21 protein-coding genes are annotated in these 20053 nt (G+C 62.8%); 8 read left to right on the top strand and 13 right to left on the bottom strand.

The window, feature by feature from the left end; genetic code table 11:
- Nucleotides 1-211: 211 nt before the first annotated feature.
- On the top strand, nt 212-1324 hold the full coding sequence (locus tag DM826_RS02375; protein ID WP_120101027.1) for an FIST signal transduction protein: 1113 nt from the start codon (nt 212-214) through the stop codon (nt 1322-1324).
- Nucleotides 1317-3203 (top strand): sensor histidine kinase, encoded by a 1887-nt coding sequence (locus DM826_RS02370; RefSeq protein ID WP_120101025.1) that lies wholly within the window; start codon nt 1317-1319, stop codon nt 3201-3203. The genes DM826_RS02375 and DM826_RS02370 overlap by 8 nt, the downstream gene beginning before the upstream one ends.
- Here the strand turns inward: DM826_RS02370 and DM826_RS02365 are convergent.
- On the bottom strand, nt 3200-3841 hold the full coding sequence (locus DM826_RS02365; protein ID WP_120101023.1) for an FAD-dependent oxidoreductase: 642 nt from the start codon (nt 3839-3841) through the stop codon (nt 3200-3202). The two genes, DM826_RS02370 and DM826_RS02365, sit on opposite strands and share 4 nt — an antisense overlap.
- A 207-nt stretch (nt 3842-4048) precedes the next feature.
- Here DM826_RS02365 and DM826_RS02360 point away from each other — a divergent pair, with 207 nt between their 5' ends.
- Both DM826_RS02360 and DM826_RS02355 read left to right on the top strand, forming a co-directional pair.
- A complete protein-coding gene (locus DM826_RS02360; protein WP_120101020.1) occupies nt 4049-5812 on the top strand; it encodes a 2-oxoacid:acceptor oxidoreductase subunit alpha in 1764 nt (587 codons plus the stop codon).
- Nucleotides 5809-6672: a 2-oxoacid:ferredoxin oxidoreductase subunit beta gene (locus tag DM826_RS02355; RefSeq protein WP_120101017.1), complete on the top strand. Its 864-nt coding sequence runs from the start codon at nt 5809-5811 to the stop codon at nt 6670-6672. The genes DM826_RS02360 and DM826_RS02355 overlap by 4 nt, the downstream gene beginning before the upstream one ends.
- Here DM826_RS02355 and DM826_RS02350 read toward each other — a convergent pair.
- Nucleotides 6666-7565, bottom strand: a complete 900-nt coding sequence (locus DM826_RS02350) for a DUF6517 family protein (protein WP_120101014.1) — start codon at nt 7563-7565, stop codon at nt 6666-6668. The two genes, DM826_RS02355 and DM826_RS02350, sit on opposite strands and share 7 nt — an antisense overlap.
- A 189-nt stretch (nt 7566-7754) precedes the next feature.
- Between DM826_RS02350 and DM826_RS02345 the strand changes: the two genes are divergently transcribed.
- From DM826_RS02345 to DM826_RS02330, 4 genes are all read left to right on the top strand, one after another.
- Entirely contained in the window at nt 7755-9128 is a 1374-nt protein-coding gene (locus tag DM826_RS02345) for a geranylgeranyl reductase family protein (RefSeq protein ID WP_120101011.1), read from the top strand.
- 71 nt (nt 9129-9199) lie between these two features.
- Complete coding sequence (locus DM826_RS02340) at nt 9200-10039, top strand: aldo/keto reductase (protein ID WP_394338536.1); 840 nt, start codon at nt 9200-9202, stop codon at nt 10037-10039.
- A 44-nt stretch (nt 10040-10083) separates the two neighbouring features.
- The gene (locus DM826_RS02335) at nt 10084-10845 is read left to right on the top strand and encodes a hypothetical protein (protein ID WP_394338535.1); all 762 of its coding nucleotides are present in this window, start codon (nt 10084-10086) and stop codon (nt 10843-10845) included.
- 47 nt (nt 10846-10892) lie between these two features.
- Complete coding sequence (locus tag DM826_RS02330) at nt 10893-11087, top strand: DUF7333 family protein (protein WP_120101009.1); 195 nt, start codon at nt 10893-10895, stop codon at nt 11085-11087.
- On the opposite strand, the gene DM826_RS02325 is transcribed toward DM826_RS02330, so the two are convergent.
- The 11 genes from DM826_RS02325 to DM826_RS02275 all read right to left on the bottom strand — a co-directional run bounded on the left by DM826_RS02325 (nt 11088) and on the right by DM826_RS02275 (nt 20016).
- Complete coding sequence (locus DM826_RS02325; protein WP_120101007.1) at nt 11088-12176, bottom strand: DUF373 family protein; 1089 nt, start codon at nt 12174-12176, stop codon at nt 11088-11090. It lies immediately after the preceding gene.
- Nucleotides 12177-12285: 109 nt separating this feature from the next.
- Entirely contained in the window at nt 12286-13197 is a 912-nt protein-coding gene (locus tag DM826_RS02320) for a coiled-coil protein (protein ID WP_120101005.1), read from the bottom strand.
- A 282-nt stretch (nt 13198-13479) separates the two neighbouring features.
- Nucleotides 13480-14052, bottom strand: coding sequence for a GTP-dependent dephospho-CoA kinase family protein (locus DM826_RS02315; RefSeq protein ID WP_120101002.1), 573 nt, complete (start codon nt 14050-14052; stop codon nt 13480-13482).
- A 1-nt stretch (nt 14053) separates the two neighbouring features.
- The gene (gene spt4 / locus DM826_RS02310; RefSeq protein ID WP_120100999.1) at nt 14054-14251 is read right to left on the bottom strand and encodes a transcription elongation factor subunit Spt4; all 198 of its coding nucleotides are present in this window, start codon (nt 14249-14251) and stop codon (nt 14054-14056) included.
- On the bottom strand, nt 14252-14830 hold the full coding sequence (locus DM826_RS02305; protein WP_120100997.1) for a DNA-directed RNA polymerase: 579 nt from the start codon (nt 14828-14830) through the stop codon (nt 14252-14254).
- Between the two features lies 1 nt (nt 14831).
- Nucleotides 14832-15215 (bottom strand): DUF188 domain-containing protein, encoded by a 384-nt coding sequence (locus DM826_RS02300; RefSeq protein WP_120100995.1) that lies wholly within the window; start codon nt 15213-15215, stop codon nt 14832-14834.
- A gap of 1 nt (nt 15216) precedes the next feature.
- Entirely contained in the window at nt 15217-16446 is a 1230-nt protein-coding gene (locus tag DM826_RS02295; protein ID WP_120100993.1) for a translation initiation factor IF-2 subunit gamma, read from the bottom strand.
- A gap of 77 nt (nt 16447-16523) precedes the next feature.
- Entirely contained in the window at nt 16524-16964 is a 441-nt protein-coding gene (locus tag DM826_RS02290) for a DUF5809 family protein (protein ID WP_120100990.1), read from the bottom strand.
- A gap of 31 nt (nt 16965-16995) precedes the next feature.
- Nucleotides 16996-17373, bottom strand: a complete 378-nt coding sequence (locus DM826_RS02285; protein ID WP_120100987.1) for a DUF5810 domain-containing protein — start codon at nt 17371-17373, stop codon at nt 16996-16998.
- An 82-nt stretch (nt 17374-17455) separates the two neighbouring features.
- The gene (gene rimI / locus DM826_RS02280; protein WP_233735650.1) at nt 17456-17953 is read right to left on the bottom strand and encodes a ribosomal protein S18-alanine N-acetyltransferase; all 498 of its coding nucleotides are present in this window, start codon (nt 17951-17953) and stop codon (nt 17456-17458) included.
- An 83-nt stretch (nt 17954-18036) separates the two neighbouring features.
- The gene (locus DM826_RS02275; RefSeq protein WP_120100985.1) at nt 18037-20016 is read right to left on the bottom strand and encodes a bacterio-opsin activator domain-containing protein; all 1980 of its coding nucleotides are present in this window, start codon (nt 20014-20016) and stop codon (nt 18037-18039) included.
- Between the last annotated feature and the right edge of the window lie 37 nt (nt 20017-20053).

The following is a 20053-nucleotide window of genomic DNA, read 5'->3' as shown; positions in this document are numbered from 1 at the left end:
TCGCAGTGAATGAGAATGCAGTGCAAAATCGAGCGTCGCAAAACCGCATGCAGACAGCGATGTCAGTGCTGCATACTCTGGTGGCAGTACTGATTCGAGCGCGCGTGCCGACGGCAACAACATCTGCGGCGGCAGCTGTACCACCGCTGGGGAGATGTGTCAACAGGTGTCGTAAGGACTTAGTATAATAACTAGTAAAAACAGATAGTTGATGGAACTCGCCTACAGCTCGGCGTCCGGTGACGTACTCCGAGACGAGCTGACGAGCCTGAGTTCACAGGAGCGCGTCGAGGGGCTGTTGGTGTTGGCCACGCCGTCAGTCGATATCACCGCCGATAGCTTCGAGACCACGCTGGAGTCGCTATCAGTGCCGGTCTGTGGCGGGCTGTTTCCACAGGTGATCGTCGACGGCGAGTCACGAACGTCGGGCCTGCTGGCGATCGGACTCCCAACGTCGCCGACGGTTACCGTCGTCTCCGAGTTGAGCGAGGCCGACGACGAGCTTGATGCATCGCTGCCGGCGGGGAGCTCGGAAGCCGCCTTCGTCTTTGTCGACGCCCACGCCGACGCCGATGGGGTTGGATCGCTTATCGACGCGCTGTTCCGCACCTACAGCGTCGGCCTCAGCGTTGTCGGCGGCGGGGCTGGCCGCCTCGACGGCGGCGGCGAGCCGTGTCTGTTTACCGGCGATGGCATCATCGAGGACGCAGCCGTGATGGCTGCCGTCGACCAACCGATCGGGATCGGCGTCCGCCACGGCTGGAACGAGGTCGCCGGACCGTTTCGCGTCACCGATGCCGACCACGGGACGATCCGCGAACTCGACGGCGAGTCGGCCTTCGAGGTCTACCAAGAAGCGATCGAGACCAACACCGATGCGACGCTCCACCGCGAGGACTTTTTCGAGACCGCCACCGCCTACCCATTCGGTATCAGCCGGCTGGACGGCGAGCCGATCGTCCGCGATCCCTTCGCTGTCGACGGCGACGCGATCTCCTGTTTCGGGCCCGTGCCGGAAGGGGAGTTTGTAACGGTGCTGGCCGGCGACCCCGACTCGTTGATCGACGCCGCCGAGCAGGCAGCCGAAACCGCTCTGACAGAGAAGCCGATCGCCGACGGCGCGGGAACCCTCTGTGTGTTTGACTGTATCTCCCGGCATCTGTATCTCGATGAGACCTTCGACCAGGAGGTCGCGGCGATCGACGCCGGCGGCTGGCCGATGGTTGGCGCCCTCACGATCGGCGAGATCGCCAACGACGGCACCGGCCATCTGGACTACTACAACAAAACAGCGGTTGTGGCGGCGGTGAGCGACGATGCCTGAGCGCCAACAGCGGGTGCAAGCCCTCTATGAGATCGCCCTCACGATCGGCGGCAAAGAGACACTCACGGAGACCGCCGACGCCGCGTTAGCGGGCTATCTCCGAAAGCTAAACTGCTCGGTCGGCGGCATCTTCCGGGCGACCGAGGACGGCTATACGCCGACGGCGACGATCCCAGCCGATCCGGCGGGCAACGCCTTACTGTCGGCCGGGATCGACCAACTTGCGGAGCTATCGAGCGAAGCGTTTCCCAGCCACACCGAGCCGACCGCCGGGGATCACTGCTATCTGTTTTCGCTGCCCGACTTCGGCGCGCTCGTCATCGGCAAACAGGGCGGAGAGATCGATACCGCAACACGGTCGGCGTTGACGCCGCTCAACGAGAAGCTTGCTGAGGCCTGCCGGAACAAGCTCGTCGAACGCCAACTTCGGGAGCAGCGCAACCGGTTTGAGGCCGTCTTCGACGCCATCCCCGAGCCGATCGCCGACACCGTCGTCGAGGACGGCACCGAGGAGATCATCGCCAGCAACGCCGAGTTTGAGCGCACGTTCGGCGACACCGACGAAACACCCGGCACCGCGATGGTACCTGAGGTCACCGACAGCGACACCGGCGAGTCGACACAGCATAGTCGCCCGATCGACACCGACGAGGGCGACCACCGGATCACCACCGAAACGACCTGTGAGACCGTCGATGGCCCCGGGGAGTTCCTCTTCCATGGCGTCCCTGTTGCGGGCGACCAGGCTGACGAATACATCCACCTCTACGTCGATATCACCGACCAGAAACGCCGGGAGGGTGAGCTGCAACGATATGAGCGACTCGTCGAAAACCTCCCGATCGGCGTCTACCGGACAACGCCGGGGCCAGACGGCGAGTTCAAACTGGTCAATCAAGGGCTGGTCGACATCCTTGAGGCTGACTCGAAAGCCTACTTCGAGAACCGGTCGGTCAGCGAGATCTACGTCGACCCCGACGAACGGGCGGCCTTCAGCGATCGCCTGCTGGCCGAAGGGACTGTCGACAACGTCGAACTGCAATTTGAGACCGCCGCGGGCAACCAGATTTGGGGCGAAGTCTCCGGCATCGTCACCGAGACCGACGACGGCCCGGTGTTCGAGCTCGCCCTTCAAGACATCACGACCCGAAAAGAGCGCGATCAGCAGTTAGACGTGCTCAATCGGGTGTTACGACACAACCTACGGAACGCCCTGAACGTGATCGATGGCAACGCAGCGATGCTCAACGCGGGGCTTGACGACGATGAGCTCCAAAGCCACGTCGAAGGGATCGAACGCCGGGTGTCGAATCTCGAAGAGCTCAGCGAGAAAGCGGTCACCGTCCGCTCGCTGTTCGATCAGGGGCGGTCGACGACAACGGCCTGCGACGTGCAGGCATTGCTCATGCGAGTCGCCAGAGAGTTTGAGGATCGCCACCCCGGAGCGCGCGTCGTCGTCGACGCCCCCGAGGAGTCGCTGTATGTCAACGCCGACGTGCGGCTGAAGATGGCCCTCTCAGAGTTAGTCAACAACGCCGTCGTCCACAACAACCGCGCAACCCCGGAGGTGCAGTTGACCACCGAAACGGTCGTCCGGGACGGCGAGCCAGCCGTCGAGATCGTGATCACCGACAACGGCCCCGGCATCCCCAAACACGAACGAAAAGCGATCGAAAGCGGCGAAGAAACGCCGCTGCAACACGGGACAGGGCTCGGGTTGTGGCTGGTCTACTGGGCGATGTCACTGCTCGGCGGCGACATCCACATTGACGACGCCAACCCCGGCACACGGATCGCCCTCCTGCTCCCGCAGGTCGGCGGCGACGCACAATCACAGTCTGACAGCGGAACAGGTGTCGCAGTCAACAGCGGCGACTAACCGAAGTTTTCGATCTTGGCGGCGTCCGGGTCGCCGCCAGCGGCGTCGATGGCGTCGGTTGCGGCGGTAACGAAGCCAGCAAACCCATAGACAAACACCTGTTCGTCGTCGTTGGTGGTGAGTGCCTCGTCGACGGCGGCAGCAAAGCCGTCGTCGTCAGTGATCGTGACGGTTGCACCAGCCGAATCGAGTGCCGACAGCCGTGATTCATGTACCGGGTCGGTGGCGCGGTAAACGATGTGTACCGTGTTGCCGTCCTCGTTTGCGCGTTCGCCGATGCCAACAGCCGGGCCGACACCGGGGCCGCCTGCCAATACGACGACACGGGCTTCACTCTCGTAGTATTCGGCACCGAACGGGCCGCTCATATCGATCCCATCGCCGGCTGTCAGGTCGGCGAGGTGGTCGCTAAACGGGCCGCTTTCCTGTGGGTCGATCTCAACTGTAATCTCGAAGGTGTCGGCCACGTCAGGCGAGGACAGCGTATAAAAGCGAGCGTAGTCCTCACCATCGACGGTTGCCAGCAGCTTGATAAACTGTCCCGGCTGGGCATCGAAGCCGTCGGGGCTCTCGAACTCGATGGCAACCGTCTCCGGGCCGACAGCGGTCACGTCAGTGACCGTCACCGTCGCATCCATACACCCGCTTCGGGGGCGACGCCAAAGGCTCTTTGCTCCGCAGGATGGTGGCGGCGCAACGCGGTGATATTAATCATGAAACCAAAAACAGTTGAAAACGGTCGCTTCGTTTGTCCATCTCCGAACAGAAATGGGGAATACTGGCGGTTCTGCGGTGGGTGTTCCAGAAGCCTTTTGATTTGTGGTGGAGTAGGGCGAGCACTACCAATGGCTGCGGATTTCAACTGGGCTGTCGGCGGCGAGGCCGGCGACGGCATCGACTCTACGGGGAAAATCTTCGCTCAGGCACTCTCGCGGGCCGGCCGCCACGTGTTCACCTCGAAGGATTTCGCCTCACGTATCCGCGGCGGATACACGGCGTATAAGATCCGCACGTCGGTCGACCGTGTGCAGAGTGTCGTCAACCGCCTCGACGTGTTGATTGCACTCACGCCGCGAACCATCGAGGAGAACCGCGATGAGCTCCACGATGGCTCGGTGATCATCTACGACGGCGAGCGCACCACCATGCAGGACGCGCCGATCCCGGATGGCGTCATCGGTCTCGACGTGCCGCTGAAACGGCTCGCCGAGGACGCCGGCGGCGCGATCATGCGCAACGTCGTCGCGCTGGGCGCGGCCTGTGCGGTCACCGGGTTCCCGATCGAAAACCTCGACAGCGCGCTCGAAAAGCGGTTCGGCGCGAAAGGCCAGAAGCTCGTCGACAACAACAAGGAGGCCGCCCGCAAGGGCCAGTCCTACGTCGAGGACAACCACGACCACGACTTCGAGTACGACCTCGAAACGACCGACAACGACTACGTCCTCCTGAACGGCGACGAAGCCATCGGGATGGGGGCGATCGCCGCCGGCTGTCGCTACTACGCCGGCTACCCGATCACGCCCGCGACCGATGTGATGGAGTATCTGAAGGGTCGGATCGAGCAGTACGGCGGCCACGTTGTCCAGGCCGAAGACGAACTCTCGGCGATCAACATGGCGCTGGGCGCGGCCCGAGCCGGCGCGCGGGCGATGACCGCGACCTCCGGGCCCGGTATCGACCTCATGACCGAGAGCTTTGGACTTGTGGCGACGACCGAGACGCCACTGGTCATCTGTAATGTGATGCGGTCGGGGCCCTCGACGGGGATGCCGACCAAACAAGAGCAGGGCGATCTCAACGCGATGCTGTACGGTGGCCACGGCGAGATCCCCCGCTTCGTGCTCGCGCCGACAACGATCGACGAATGCTTCTGGAAAACCGTCGAGGCGTTCAACCTCGCCGAGAAATACCAGTTGCCGGTGTATCTCACCGCCGACCTCTCCTTGGCGGTGACCGAGCAGACCTTCGAGCCCGACGCCTTCGATATGGACGCGGTCGAAATCGACCGGGGAAAGCTCGTCGACGAGGACGGCCTCGCCGAATGGCAGAACGAAAAGGGCCAGTTCCAGCCCCACGCGCTCACCGATGATGGGATCAGCCCGCGGGCGATTCCCGGTACCGACGAGGGTGCCCACATGACGACCGGGCTCGAACACGACGAGTTGGGTCGGCGTACCGAGGACACCGAGATGCGGATCAAACAGGTCGACAAACGCGACCGGAAGGTCGATACAGCCAAAGAGCGGGAGGATTGGGAGCCCCGAGAGTTCGGCGACGCCGACGCAGACACGCTGATCGTCTCGTGGGGCTCCAACGAGGGTGCGATGGTCGAGGCCATCGATATGCTTGCCGATGACGGGATCGACGTGCGGTTCATCTCGGTGCCGTACATCTTCCCGCGACCGGATCTGAGCGACGCCATCGACGACGCCGAGGACGTGTTCGTCGTCGAGTGTAACAACAACGGCCAGTTCGCCGACCTGCTCGAACGCGACGCCCTGGCCCGCGTCGACCGCATCAACAAGTACAACGGCGTCCGCTTTACCGCGGACGAACTCGCCGAGCGGATCAGTGGGGCACTCGCCGACGCCCCGGAGGTATCACAATGAGCTCAGACGTACGCTTCACCGACTTCAAATCCGACAAACAACCGACCTGGTGTCCCGGCTGCGGTGACTTCGGGACGATGAACGGGATGATGAAAGCACTCGCCAACACCGGCAACGACCCCGACAACACCTTCGTTGTCGCCGGCATCGGCTGTTCCGGCAAGATCGGGACGTACATGCACAGCTACGCGCTCCACGGCGTTCACGGCCGCGCACTCCCGCTGGCGGCCGGTGTCAAGATGGCCAATCCCGATCTGGAAGTCATGGCCGCCGGCGGCGACGGCGACGGCTACTCGATCGGTGTTGGACACTTCATCCACGCCGTCCGCCGGAACGTCGATATGACCTACGTCGTCATGGACAACCGGATCTACGGGCTGACGAAGGGCCAGGCCTCACCGACCTCGCGTGAGGACTTCGAAACGTCGACGACGCCAGAGGGACCGAAACAGCCCCCGGTCAATCCACTCGCGCTCGCCCTGTCTGCTGGGGCGACGTTCATCGCCCAATCGTTCTCCTCGGATGCGATGCGCCACACGGAAATCGTCCAAGAGGCGATCGAACACGACGGCTTCGGCTTCGTCAACGTCTTCAGCCCGTGTGTGACGTTCAACGACGTCGACACCTACGACTACTTCCGCGACGAGTTGGTCGATGTCGGCGAAACCGACCACGACCCGACTGATCTTGAGGCGGCCCAAGACGTGATCCTCGACGCCGAAAACGAGTATCAGGGCGTCCTCTACCAGAACGAGCAGGCCAACGCCTACGGCGCGGAACACGGCCTCACCGAGAATATGGCCGAGATCCCCGACGGCGCACCCGAGGACGCGACGGATCTGGTGCGGGAATTCTACTGAGTCGACACCGGATGTTCAAGCCCATCCAGCAGTGCTGAGACGTTGGCTGACTCCGTTTCCGCAAGCAGCTGTGGGTACGCACCGAACCCGATCACGTAATCTCCCTCGTTGGTGACCGCGGTGACGACGATCCGAACATCGATCTCAGCACCGCTCTCGCTGAGAATTCCAGCAAACGTCGAAACGGTCGTCTCGGAGCCCAGCACTGGTCGTGTCGTCGTTGACTGCTCGCTGCCGACAGAAAGCTGTCCAACCTGCCCGGCCAGCTCAGAAGCTAAGGCCTTGTTGTCGAGCTGTCCAAGCGGATTCAACGACTGCCCCAAGAACTCAAACCCAGGCGTGGTCACGACAACGAAGGCGCTGTTCGCCGAGTCAGTCCCGCCAAATTGCTGAGGTGTCACCCCCGAAGAGCTGGCTATCGAATGAGCAGCCGTCATCGATTGGCTCCCACCGCCGACAGTGTTCGAGAGACTGTCGGGGTCAACATCGTCCGGGAGATCCTCCTCGTCGTAATCGTCCGGAAGATCTTCGGGATCAACATCATCCGGGAGATCTCCTTCATCAACGTCATCAGCGTCGACCTCACCGGACGATGCCGAATCACCGAGTGCCGCCTCCGCGAGATCAACCGGTCGCTCGTAGGTGGCGACCTGGTTTGTGATCTCAATCCGGCGTGTTTCCCCACCGACCTCGACCTCCTCGTTGATTTCGAGGGTATCGCGGGTGGCGAGCGAGTACCCTGTCTCGCTGAGTGTCTGTTCGGCGATCGCTGCCGGCTGTGCTGTTTCTGTGAGTGGCCCGCTGCCGGTCGCAAACTCTGTGAGATCCGTACAGCCGCTGAGCGCGGCGATGCCAAGCCCGGTGGCGGCGATCGCCTGTCGTCGTGAATACATGCATGCAGGATACACTGTTAGTATTAAAAGTCCGATGAAAGAATACTGATAGTTGGTGGCCGAAAGGAACGCGGTTGCGTTCACCGATTGAGACGCTTCGCGAGGTTGGTGCCGGCAGGTAACTGGTTTCGATGCCGGTGGCCGGCACGGATGACGCACTTTTTTACTCGGCACCCTGAAAGCAGGTGTATGTCCTCCGACGCCTACGATATCGTGGTTGTCGGCGGCGGTACCGCCGGGGCCTTCGCGGCCGCGACCGCCGCCACTGACGGCCTCGATGTCGTGATCGTAGAGCGAAAATCCGAGGCCGACGCCGGCCATATCGCCTGCGGCGACGCTATCAAGGGAAAAAGTACGTTCCCCGACGTGATCGATCTCGACTACCTCAAAGACGAGTCATTTACCAACCGAGAGATCCGCCGGGCAGTGTTCGAAAACCCCGCCGACGGCGAGGATATCGAGATCGAGTTTGGCGAACCCGGCGCGGTACTCGACCGGAAACGCTACGGCGAAGTCCTCTTAGAGGAAGCCGAACGCGTCGGCAGCGAGATCCACTACGACACTGTTGTCCAGGATGTCACCCAGGCCGACGACGGCACCGTCACCGGCGTTGTCGGCACCCGCAAGGGCGAGCCCGTCAGCTACGACGCCGAGGTCGTCATCGACGCCGCCGGCGCGCTGTCGATCCTCCAGGAGAAAACCGACTTCGACGGTAGCTATTTCGACACGAATGTTCGGTACTCACAGTTCTGTTCGGCCTACCGCGAGGTCATCGATGTCGAGGAGCCCGTCGAGTGGCACGATGCGATCGTGTTCAAACCGACCAAGGAACTCGGCTATCTCTGGTATTTCCCCCGGACAGCGACGGAGATCAACGCCGGCTTGGGCTTCCAGATGGATCAACCGGAGATGCAGATGGTGCCGGAGCTCAAGCGGGCCGTCGAGGATCGCCCGGATCTAATCGAGCCGACCGTCCAGGATAAACTGGGGGCAGCGTTGCCAACTCGCCGGCCATACGATTCGGCGGTCGCCGACGGCTACATCGCGGTCGGCGACGCTGCCGGCCACGTCAATCCGACAACCGGCGGCGGCATCCCAGGAGCGGCAAAATCGGCCTACTGGGCGACAAAACAGGCGATCGGAGCGATCGCCGACGGCGACGTGAGCGAGGCCAATCTCTGGGAGTACAACCGCAAGGTGATGACCGGCTTCGGCAAACACTTCGCGGCCATCGATCTGTACAATATCTGGGGAACAACAAGCAGCGTCCAAGAGATCACCGAGATGGTGTCATCGGTGCCGGGCCAACACCTCGCCGACGCCTTGGCCGGCACCGGCACCGCGTCGATGCCGCTGTCGCTGAAGCTGCGGACGCTCGTTGATACCTTCGGTCACTGGGGTGAGCTCATGGAGCTTGCCAAGGTTCGCTCGAAGGCATCAGAGCTCTCCGAGCATTACGCCCGGTACCCGGCAAGCCCCGAGGGGTTCCCGGCGTGGCAGTCGGTTCGGGATGGCATCATGGATGAGCTCTACGAGATCACCGGCGCCGACCCGAAATACTGAGCCAGCAAGCTGGCTGACACGAATCGCGGCTGACCACAACGCCTTTTCGGCAACGAGACAATACTCCGGTGATGGCACAAAACGAACACCCCGCGAGCGACGAGTGTCCGACCGCCAACGAGATGCCAATGGTTGGACTCGGTACATGGAAAAACAGCGATCCCGAGGCCTGCGCCGAGTCGGTCGCCACCGCCCTCGAAACCGGCTACCGACATATCGACACCGCCCAAGCCTACGGCAACGAGGACGCTGTCGGCAACGGAATCGAGCAGGCCGCCGTCGACCGCGAGGACGTGTTCCTCGCCACCAAGATCTGGATCGACAATCTCGCATACGACGACGTGCTGGAAACCGCCGAGGCAAGCCTTGATCGCCTCGGTGTCGACAGCGTTGACCTCTTGTACGTCCACTGGCCGTCCCGAACCTACGAGGCCGAGGAGACGCTGGCGGCGTTCAACGAACTCTACGACCAAGGCAAGATCGACCGGATCGGCGTCAGCAACTTCGAGCCCGAGCAGCTCGCCGAAGCCATCGAGCTCTCTGACGCGCCGATCTTCGCCAACCAGATCGAGATTCATCCCCTGCTCCAACAGGAAGAACTACGGGAGGTCTGTGCCGACCACGACGTTGAACTCGTCGCCTACTCCCCGCTGGCTCGCGGCGAGGTCTTCGATATCCCCGAGATCGAATCGATCGCCGACGACCACGGCGTGAGTCCGGCCCAGATCAGCCTCGCGTGGCTGCGCCACCACGGGATCACGGCGATCCCGAAGGCGACAGGGGCCGATCACATCCAAGACAACTGGGCGTCGCTGTCGGTGTCACTGTCCGACGCGGAGATCGAAACCATCGACAGCATTGAGACCACCGACCGGCGGGTCGACCCCGACTTTGGACCGTGGAACAACTGACAGGAACACAACCTTCACATACTCCCGCGGATCAGTAGATAGCAATGGCACAGCGGTCACCCGGATTGATCGGCGCGATCCGCATCGACCTCCTGCGGCTCCACGAGACATGGATGGAGGTTGTGTTCCCGCGCCAACTCGATCCCGGACACGTCCTTGGGAAATGGAAGCCGGAGACTGGCGTCCAAACGGCTGGCTACTACCTCTGGGCGGCACTCGGCCTGCCGCTGGTGTTGATCGGCTACCCGCTGTTGTTGGTCGGCTACGGAACGCGGTTTTATGCGATCAAACTCGATAGTGCGGCCACCCGCCTCGGTATTCTCGGTGCAGTACTGGTCTCAGTCGTTGTCTGGGGTGTACTCTCAGCGGTTGCAAGCTATCAGTTCGGAACTGTCGGTACAATCAGTCTCAACGCCGAAGGGTTCCTCGCGGTCGTCGCCGCCAGTGTCGTGGCGACAGTCTCGGCGGTATTAGCGGTGTTGTTCAGCCGTGTTGGTGGGCGGGGAACGAGCGTCCTGTTGGCCTATCCAGCAGCGATGACCGCGCTGTTTCTCCCGCCGGTCGTCGCCGCACTCTTCGAGCCGACACTCCAAGAGACCATCTTCCCGTGGAGCGAGGATTTGGCGATCGGGATTCTCGACGGCCCACTCAGTGTTGGCGGGCTCAACGAGATCATCCGCGAGCAGTTCACCCTGGAAGGCACCGGCTACGTGCTGATGTGGCTCTCGCTGTCGGTGCCACTGGGCTGGTTCCTCGGTGGACTGGTGGCGTTTGCCGACATCATCCGCCCGAAAGACGAGTCATAAGCGGTCGTCTCCGCTACGTTTAGGCCGGCGGATCCCCTATCGAGGGTATGGAGTTTACGACTGGAACCACCGCTGGACTGTTCGTTGCTATCGTTGCCCTCGGCGTCGGCGGGCTGATCGCCGCGCCGATCCCGATGGCCCCCTCAACGATCATGATGATGGTACTGCCCTCAATGGCTATTTTTGGGCTTATCACCCTCGCCATCGGCGTCAAACACGGTGCGTATCGCGCAACCAACTGATTACTCGCTCACCGGGTCAGCCGGCTGTGTCGCAAGCGCGGTCGCCAACTTAACCCCGAGGAGGCTCACGAGTATCCCGCCAGCAACGAAGACAGCGAGTCGCTGGATCGGCGACAGCCCAACCGACCCGACGGTGAACTCGACGGTCAGCAGATAGCCGGTGAACCCGCGGGCGATGATCCCAACCGCCAGCATCCCTGCTGGCAGACTCAACATCGCTGTCGGCAGCGGCTCATCGGCGATCCAGCGATCAAGCAGCCGACCGGTGGCGGCGGTGACAGCCGCACCCGTCAGCCACGGGCTGCTGCTGTGAAGGAAGGCAGCGACCACAATCGGGGCCAACGATTCCGGCAGGGGCGTCACCGCAATGCCACCCGAAACCAAGCCAACAATCATCAACCCAGCCGCGGTCACATACGTGACAAGCGAGACTTGCCCGGAGTACAGCAGTTCTCGGCTCACCTCCGGGAGGCGACTAACGTATTCGTCGATCCCCAATCCCTTATACAACACCGCACCACCGAGAAGCGCCGCCAACCCAGCAAGCGCGACCGCAGGCGAAAACCACAGCAACAACGCCGGCACCAACAACAGGCTAATCCCCAGCGGCACCAACACCGTCGTGCGCAACTCCTCGTCGGCAAGAAACTGTTTGAGCAGGTAGTACGTCGACTCGATATCCCGGGCCTGTCGAACGACAACGCGATCGACGCCGTCGACCTGCAACCGGCTTTCGATCACCGGCAGGAGTCGCTCGTCGTCGGTCGTACCCGTCACGACAACGGTCGCCGTCAGATCATACTCGGCGGCAAGTTCGTCGATCTGGTCGGCCACCGCGCGGTCGGGGGCGGTCGTCCCCGCTGGCGAAGCCGATACCACCGCTACCATCGCGTCAGTGCCGGAATCATTGAGATCGCGGGTCACGCGGAGGGCTTCCAGTAGACAGTTGACGGTCGTCGCCTCGGGATCATCCAATCCGACATCGGTCACCAGCGATCGCACCGCCTCCCAGCCGACAACCGGCGGGGTCAACCCCGTCGCTGTCGTCACGGTGCTGTCCCGGTCGAGACAACAGACCAACGTCGTCACAGCCGATCCAAATAGGCGAGTGAGTAAAAAGCCAGTCGGTCGCCGCGGCGACACAGTGGCGCGGCTACCGAGGTGACACAAACAAAAGCAAATCCGCCTAACAGCCGACTTAGAGCAGCCCCGTCTTCTGGAGCTTCATCAGATCCTCGGTTTCGAGGGTTTCGCCTTCCTTGAACTTCTGGTAGATGTCCTCGGCTTCCTGCTTTTCTTCTTCCATCTTCTCTTGGCGCTCGTCTTTGCGCTCTTCTTCTTCCTCTTTGTCCAGCTCGCGGAGGCGCTTCTGGACGCGGACGAAGTCCTCGTGGTGGCGGTCAGCGGCCTCTTGGGCCTCGACGAACAGCTCGTGCATCTCGTCGGCCTCATCGCGCACCTCGTCGGCCTCCCGATAGGCTTCGATCATCTGGTTGTGGTGCTCTTGGGCCTTGTCGGCAAGCTCCGTGACCTTCTGGTGGTGCTGGGAGGCTTCGGAGCGAACTTCCTCGGCTTCCTCGACAAGCTCGTCGAGTTCACCGCTGTTGTCGACCTTATCTTTCTTTTCGGCGAGCTCCTCGCGTTTGGCCTCGATCTTCTCGATGAGCTCCTGTTCGTCCTCCGAGGACAGCACCTCGGTCTGCTGTTGGAACTCCAGATCCTCGATCTCGGATTCGAGCTCCTCGATGGATTTCCCCTCGTCGAGCTCGAGATCCTCTTTCATCTCCTCGACTTCATCGAAGAGTTCGTTGGCCTCGGCGTTGAGCTCGTTGCGTTTGTCCTTGTGTTCCTGGACTTCCTCGTTGAGCTCGTCGCGCTTTTCGCGGTGTTCCTGGGCCTCGTCGACCTTTTCGCGTGTTTTGGCGTTGAGCTCGTCGCGCTTGTCGGCGCGCTCGGATGCCATCTGGTTGAGCTCATTGCGTCGGTCGCGGAGCTGCCCAGCGAGTTTGATCAGTTTGCCTTTCGAGCCGTTTTCGAGTCGTTCGTCGGTGAGCTCGACGTTATCCGCTTCGTCAAGCTTGTCGATGTCGTATTCAGTTACTACACTCATGATTTGAACCTCGGTACCATTGTTGCTCCGGCCATGGCAGTGGCCAGCCACTGTGCGATCGACCGTGGATAAGAATTCCCGATCATTCGTCGTGCGATGCCACCAGCGCCGGAGGCGTTCTGGTGACTCTACATTCTGTGGGCCGGAATATAAATACTTCGGTGGGAGAGACCCTGCAAAGAGCTACCATACCGCCCGAATTCGGCGTATGTGGGTCGTTCACATGAACCAGCGGAGTATAAAAAGCACGCTCCACCGCGGCTGTGTGATCTCCAGCAAACGTTAGTCGAAAAGCGAGATCGCGGCGTCGGTGTCGCCGTCGAAATCGGCAAGCAACTCACGGGCTGTCGTGCGAACCGCTGGCCTGACCGGAACATGTACCATCCCCTCGCCGGGTTGGCCGTAGACAACGCTGGCACCGTCGGGTAACGCGAGGATCGCCGGCAACGCGGCCAGATCCTCCTCGCCGTCGACGCTGATCGTGACGGGATACTCCGTACCGATCGCCGCCTCACGAAGCGTCGTCAGCAACGATTCCGAGATCGTCGCCGGCGGATTTGTGACCAACAGCCGCCGACCCGCAAGATCGGCCAGCGTCGCTTCAACAGCGGGATCGACGGGTTCGCGCTCGGTACGGCCATCGATAACAGCGATATCAGGCTGGCGACCGGCGTCAGCGAGCGTGGCGGTCACCACATCGCCGACGGTCAACAGCCGTGGGGGCGGCGACGCGTCTGCAGTGGCTGTTGTTTCGGCATGCTCATCGACGGCTGCCAACAGGGCGTCGGGATCAGTGTAGATCTCGCCGAGTGGGTCTTTCAGCTCGACACGGAGCGTCTCGGGGAGCTCAAGCACACTACCGAACCTTCAGGGCGTAGCTGCCTGGGTCGCTGACGTTCATCTCGGTGGCGATCTCGCTTTCCTCGGGGTGGGAGACGATGACGTAGCCGGCCCAGTCCTCGGTCAGACTGGAAGACCCGCAGTTCTCACAGGTTTGGCTGTCGGCCTCGTTGACAAAGTGACACTCCCGACAGGCCAGCCGGTCGGCCGCCATTTAGGCACCCTCCGCCGTCGCGTCCTGCTCGCGCCGTTTGCGGGCCCGCTCCAGCCATTCGTGTTTACCCAAGCCGGGCTGTTTGGCCGTCAACCCAATCTTCGAGTCCCGCGGGTTGCGCTCGTCGATGCTTTTTGTGACGATCCGCGTGCGTACCGCGTCGTCGACGCCAAGGGAGTCGGTCGACTCCGTCGAGGCCAACTGCTGGTTTTCGGCGTCGTGGGCGAGATATTCATCGGAGATCTGCGAGACGTGGAGCAGGCCATCGACGGGACCGATCCCGACGAAGGCACCGAACTCGACAACCTCGACGACGGTGCCGTCGGTGACCTCCTGCATCGAGGGATCGAACGTGATGGCGTCGAACTCGGCCTCGTAGTAGACGCCGGGGCGGTTCGGCAACACGGTGCCTTCGCCGATCTCGTGAACCTCGATGACGCTGACGACGCTGCCGACATCCTCGTCCATGCGTCCCTCTAGTTTGTCCTGCAGCAGGCGTTTGACCCGCTGTGGCGACACATCCGCCAGCTGTTCCGGCGGCACTTCGACCGTATCTTTGAGTCGTACCCGTTTGTACATATTATGGTGATCGTATCCCGAGAGTGGTTTCGCCCTGTCTGCTGACAACGTGAACGCCGTGGGATCGAAGGCGATCACGCAGTGGGGCGTCGTTCGTGACGACGTAATCGAGCTCGCCGTCGGTGGCTAGCTCAACGATTGCGTCGTCAGCATATGAGACGTTCGTTTCGACGACACGACACCGACCGGCAAGATCTTTTCCCACGCTGGCGGCGGTCGCGGCCTCGCTGTGACCGCCAGCGAGCGAATCAAGCTCCTCAATCACCGCCGACGGGACAACCAACTCGGCGGTGGGGCCGAACAGCCGGTCGAGTTCGTCGAACACACGGATATCACATTCGACCGGCATCATGAGTGCGTTGGTATCCAGCCCGACGACGACCATGCTACGCCCGCAGTGTGCCGATGCCGATCAGCCGCCACCGCGCGCCGACACGGCGGTTGATGGCGATGGTCGCGCCGTCGCGGGCACAGACCGGGCGTTTCAGGTTGACCTCGCATTCGCCGTCGCGCGCGCTGGTCACCGCACCGACCGTGGTCGCAGTACCGACGGTCAGCATCAGCGGTTCGCCTGTCGAGATGGTCTCGACCTCGTCGTTCTCGCCGACAACGCGGTCAAGCAACTCCACGTCCATCTCGAAGCCGTTCCGCGTCGGCGGCAGCGTGCCGGGCTCGCCGGCGACCTGCCCGCCCAACGAATCGCCCTTCGTGAGGCTCGGATCGAGGCCGGTGCCGACGCCGATGAGACCGCCTGGCCCCACGGAATCGGGAGCACCGTCACCGGCCTGCAGCGACCGGATCGTCGTCGTCAACGGCTGCCACTCGGTTTGGCCGCCTTCCTCAACCTCGCGGCCCGGGCGGAGTTCAATCTCGTCGTCAGGGGTGAGTTCGCCGCTGACGAGGCTCCCGCCGACGACGCCGCCGGTGAGATCCTCCCAGGTTGTTCCCGGGCGGTTGATATCGAAGCTCCGGGCGACGAACATCTCGGCGTTGTCGTCGTCGCTGCGATCCGGCGTCGGGATCGTCTCCTCGATCGCGCCGATCAGCACATCCAGGTTCGTCTCCTGTTGAGCACTGATCGGGATGATCGGGGCGTCCTCGGCGACCGTCCCCTCGACGAACTCCTGGATCTGCTCGTAGTTTTCCATCGCGCGCTCGCGGTCGACAAGATCGAGCTTGTTCTGGGCGATGACGATGTTGTCGATCCCGATGATATCGAGGGCCATCAGGTGTTCCTCAGTTTGGGCCTGTGGTACGTCCTCGGTTGCCGAAACGACAAGCACCGCGCCGTCCATCAGCGACGCGCCGGCGAGCATCGTCGCCATCAGCGTCTCGTGGCCGGGCGCGTCGACAAAGGAGACGGTGCGCAGCGGCTCGCTGGTCTCGCCGTCGGGGCACGCTTCGTCGACAGTGTAGCAGTCTGGTTCATCGACGCCCGGACATTTCCGGAACGTCGTGTCCGCATAGCCGAGTCGAATCGAGATGCCGCGTTTCATCTCCTCGGAGTGCTGGTCGGTCCACGAACCGCTCAGTGCTTCGACGAGCGTCGTCTTCCCGTGGTCGACGTGGCCGACGAGTCCGATGTTCACCTCCGGTTGTGTAGTCTCTTGTGTCACTATTGACCTCCTCAGAGTAGTTCTACCAAAAGTTCGCCCTGAACGACTGATAAAGGTGCTGTTCTGGGTGCGTCCCGTCACTCCATCTCGTCGTCGGTCGCCTCGAAGGCCGGTCGGTACTGCTCGCCAAACGCTCGTCGCCGAACCGTCGCCGCGGCCGCATCGGGTTCGTTCTGATACGTTGCCGCAACAACCGTCTCGGCGAACGGGACTGGGTGCCAGACGACTGACGGAACGTCGTCGCTGCCGAGCGTCTCGACACTGTAATCCGGGTGATCGTCACACCACGACTCGAAGGCCGCGCGGTCGCCGTGGTGAACCTCCAACAGGGAGGCAAACAGCGCGTGGCGAGCGGTTTCGATCACATCGCTCGTGACACGGTCGTCGTACTCCTCGGGCGCAAATTCCATCGCCTTCGCCGTCTCCTTGACGACGATCTGGGCGGTCGATCCCAGCGACTCGTAGACTTCCTCGGCCGCATCGACTGTCTCGGGAGCGTAGACGCCATCAGTTTCCATACCGATCCAAGTCGCTGCCGCGGTAGGACTCTTATTGTTCGTCCTCGCCCTGCATCTCGCGGGTGAATTCGCGGGCTTCCTCGATGATCGCCTGGGCGTCGGCGTCGAGGGTGCTGTCAGCGGCGTTGTGTGCCGACGCCCCGCCATCGATCCCGTTTGGCAGGCCACTCGCGGGTTCGGGATCGCTGTGGCTGTGGTCGCCAACATGCTCGTGGTCATCAGTCGTTTCGGCGTGGTCGACGACGCGCTCGCCGAGAGCAGCCCGCGAGAGCCCGTCCCAGTCGGCGACGGTATCGTCCAACCAGGCCTCGTGGTCGCCGCCGTGGAGGATCGCGCTGACCGCAAGATGGTCGGCCAACGGCTCGCCGCCGCCGAAGGGAGCCGCACAGACCGGACACAGATAGCTCATAGAGCAGGTAGCGCCGACAGCGACAAAACAGCACTGCTCGATTGGCGGCTGCACAGTACCCGCGCACAACGATCCGACTGTGCTATTCCGTATCGAATATGTGCGTTCGCTCCGGCTGTTTCGCCATCACGATAGCATCCTCGCCGTCGTCGTAATACCCCGAGAGACGGGTGACCGGCTCAAAGCCCTCCGAGCGGTAGAGCCCTCGGGCGCGGCTGTTGTGTTCGCGGACTTCGAGTTTGATCCGGCCGACGCCCTCGACTGTCAGCCCCAACACCGCCCGCTGAAGGAGACGACGACCGATTCCGTTGCCCTGCGCCGTCGGGTGGACGGCAAGATCCTTGATATGGCCGAGATCACGGCCGTAGGTCGGCGTCACGTCGGCGACAATGAAGCCGGCGATCGAGCCATTGGTCGCAGCAACCAGAAAGTTCGGCTCGGTGAGAAACCCCTCGAAGGCAGGATAGGGCCACGGCTGCTCGAAGACCTGCGTTTCGATCCGGTAGATCGACAGCAGGTCAGCGCGGGTGGCCTCCCGTATCAGCGGGCTGTCCTCGCCCGGGGTGATCGATGTCGCCACAGCTACATGTGCAGCTACACGGCGGGAAATAAAAAGACGCTGGCTCACGGGGCACCGGCGGCCCACTCGGCGACAGCAACGACCTACCGGTCGTCGGCGTCGACGTACGCAGAGACAAGTTTCCGCTGGGCGGCCCGGAGGTGTTGGTGGAATGTCTGGCGGGTGATATCCATCGTGTCGGCGATCTCAGCGCCATCGACCGGTCGTGGCCACTCGAAGTAGCCGTTGAGGGCCGCCGCCTCAAGGGCCTCCTGTTGACGGTCGGTGAGCCGCTCGTCGATCTCGGCGGTCACCTCGTTGAGCCGGCGGTCACGGCGGTCGCGCTGGGTGCGCGCCCGCAGGTCAACCCCATCGTAGGCGTCGCCAAGCACCTCAAGCAGCGACCGCACATCCCGCTCCGGCGGGGTCTCGACGGTCAGCACTGCGCCGTCGGCAGTCGCCGTGATGCCGGTGATCACCGCGCCGTGGTCGGCCAACAGCTCCCCGGGAGCCGTGGTCTCGACAGTCACCGCCACCGTGCGTTCTGCGTTGGTGGCCGAGACCGTGCGGGCGTCGCTCACGAACGAGAGGGATTCCAACTCTGTTGTTGGGACATCACAGGACTCGGCGGCGAGATACCACTCACAGCGGCCGTCGCTGGCGCGGGTCGTCCCGACGCGTTCGACCGGCGTCCCAAGCGTGTCGGCGATCTGTGACAGCGGGAACGTTCGATCACGGATGTCGATCTGGAGTTCGGTGACCTGGTCGGTCGTGAGCACCCGAGTCGTCTCAACGGCGTGGATCCCGTTGGCGATCATCTTGGCGAGGGAGGCGAGGATGGTCTGTTCTCTATCGTCGAGAAGTTCCGCATCGTCCGCGTAGACGCCGAGCAGCCCGTACCGACGGTCGCCGTAACACAGCGGGATGACAAGCAGGCACTCGGCGTCGACTGCCTCGGGAGCGAGTTCACCGTCGGCACAGTCGGAACATCGCCGCGGCTCGTTGGTCTCGATGGCGGTCTGAATCGGGGGTGCCAACGCCGAGATCGACACCGACGATGGAAGCGAACAGCCGCTGCTGGCGGTGATCGTAAACGACTCGTCGTCGACGCAACCGATCCAGCCGGCGGTGTAGCCCGGCTCGGCGGCGATAGCCTCACAGACGCGGTGTTCGATCACCTCACGATCGGTGGCATCCAACAGCACGCCCGAGACCTCACGGAGCAGCCCGTCGACCCGATCAAGGAGGCGACGAAGCGTCCGGCGGTGCTGGCTGAGCTTGTCGGCGCGGTCGGCGGCGATTTCGGTGGCCTCCCGGCGGTCGGTGACGTCGATCTGGAAGCCGACGTAGTGGGTGAGTTCGCCGTCCTCGTCGTGGATCGGCGCGATCGTCAGCTCGTTCCAAAACGGGGTGCCGTCTTTCCGGTAGTTCCGCACCTCGACGGTCGTCGGCTCCTCGTTGTCGATCGCCGACGCCAGCTGTGCCGTCGTCTCTGGATCGGTACCAAGCCCCTGGAGCAGCCGTGGGTTTCGGCCGAGCGTCTCCTCGGCATCGTAGCCGGTGAACTCACCCCAGGTGTCGTTGACGTAGACAAGCGGGTTATCCGGCAGCGAGGGGTCGGTCAGACTGACGCCGATCGGCGCGGCCTCGATCGCACGCTGTAGCTCCGCCGCGTCGGGTTCGTGGTCGGTGACATCCGGTTGTGGGGTTGGTTCCGTGTCGGTGCCGGTGGAAGACGGTAGCACCGCAAGGAGCCGCTCGGTCGTGTCTGCGCCATTGTTGTGGACGTAGCGGTCGATATCAGCTTCAAACGACAGCGGGAGCTCGTCCTTGTCGGCATCGGTGACCAAGACGAACGGCAGGTCGGGATCGAGCTGTCGGACAGCCGAGCGCAACGCAAGGCCGTCGTCGCCGGGGAGGGTGTACTCGCTGATCAGACAGTCGATGGCTGTCGTGCCGAGCATCCCCAGAGCGGCCGTGGCGGTGTCAGCGGTCTGTACATCACAGCCGGCGGCCGCAAGCGCGTCGGTCAACCGATCGTCGGTATCGGACGAAGAGACCACTAACACTCGCGGTGCGGACATACCTGCCGGTTGGAATCGGACAGGTAAATAGCTACGG

The sequence above is a fragment of the Halonotius aquaticus genome, from assembly GCF_003605575.1.
Taxonomy (GTDB): Archaea; Halobacteriota; Halobacteria; order Halobacteriales; family Haloferacaceae; genus Halonotius; species Halonotius aquaticus.
This window is presented reverse-complemented; position numbering and strand designations above follow the sequence as displayed.

Coding starts and splice junctions, on each gene's coding strand:
- DM826_RS02350 (WP_120101014.1), bottom strand. CDS start 7,565: ATGTATTCACGACGACAGGCGATCGCCGCCACCGGGCTTGGCATCGCC.
- DM826_RS02290 (WP_120100990.1), bottom strand. CDS start 16,964: ATGGAAACTGATGGCGTCTACGCTCCCGAGACAGTCGATGCGGCCGAG.
- DM826_RS02300 (WP_120100995.1), bottom strand. CDS start 15,215: ATGGTCGTCGTCGGGCTGGATACCAACGCACTCATGATGCCGGTCGAA.
- DM826_RS02305 (WP_120100997.1), bottom strand. CDS start 14,830: ATGTACAAACGGGTACGACTCAAAGATACGGTCGAAGTGCCGCCGGAA.
- DM826_RS02375 (WP_120101027.1), top strand. CDS start 212: ATGGAACTCGCCTACAGCTCGGCGTCCGGTGACGTACTCCGAGACGAG.
- DM826_RS02355 (WP_120101017.1), top strand. CDS start 5,809: ATGAGCTCAGACGTACGCTTCACCGACTTCAAATCCGACAAACAACCG.
- DM826_RS02345 (WP_120101011.1), top strand. CDS start 7,755: ATGTCCTCCGACGCCTACGATATCGTGGTTGTCGGCGGCGGTACCGCC.
- DM826_RS02335 (WP_394338535.1), top strand. CDS start 10,084: ATGGCACAGCGGTCACCCGGATTGATCGGCGCGATCCGCATCGACCTC.
- DM826_RS02365 (WP_120101023.1), bottom strand. CDS start 3,841: ATGGATGCGACGGTGACGGTCACTGACGTGACCGCTGTCGGCCCGGAG.
- DM826_RS02360 (WP_120101020.1), top strand. CDS start 4,049: ATGGCTGCGGATTTCAACTGGGCTGTCGGCGGCGAGGCCGGCGACGGC.
- spt4 (WP_120100999.1), bottom strand. CDS start 14,251: ATGGCGGCCGACCGGCTGGCCTGTCGGGAGTGTCACTTTGTCAACGAG.
- DM826_RS02275 (WP_120100985.1), bottom strand. CDS start 20,016: ATGTCCGCACCGCGAGTGTTAGTGGTCTCTTCGTCCGATACCGACGAT.
- DM826_RS02340 (WP_394338536.1), top strand. CDS start 9,200: ATGGCACAAAACGAACACCCCGCGAGCGACGAGTGTCCGACCGCCAAC.
- DM826_RS02370 (WP_120101025.1), top strand. CDS start 1,317: ATGCCTGAGCGCCAACAGCGGGTGCAAGCCCTCTATGAGATCGCCCTC.
- DM826_RS02330 (WP_120101009.1), top strand. CDS start 10,893: ATGGAGTTTACGACTGGAACCACCGCTGGACTGTTCGTTGCTATCGTT.
- DM826_RS02320 (WP_120101005.1), bottom strand. CDS start 13,197: ATGAGTGTAGTAACTGAATACGACATCGACAAGCTTGACGAAGCGGAT.
- DM826_RS02285 (WP_120100987.1), bottom strand. CDS start 17,373: ATGAGCTATCTGTGTCCGGTCTGTGCGGCTCCCTTCGGCGGCGGCGAG.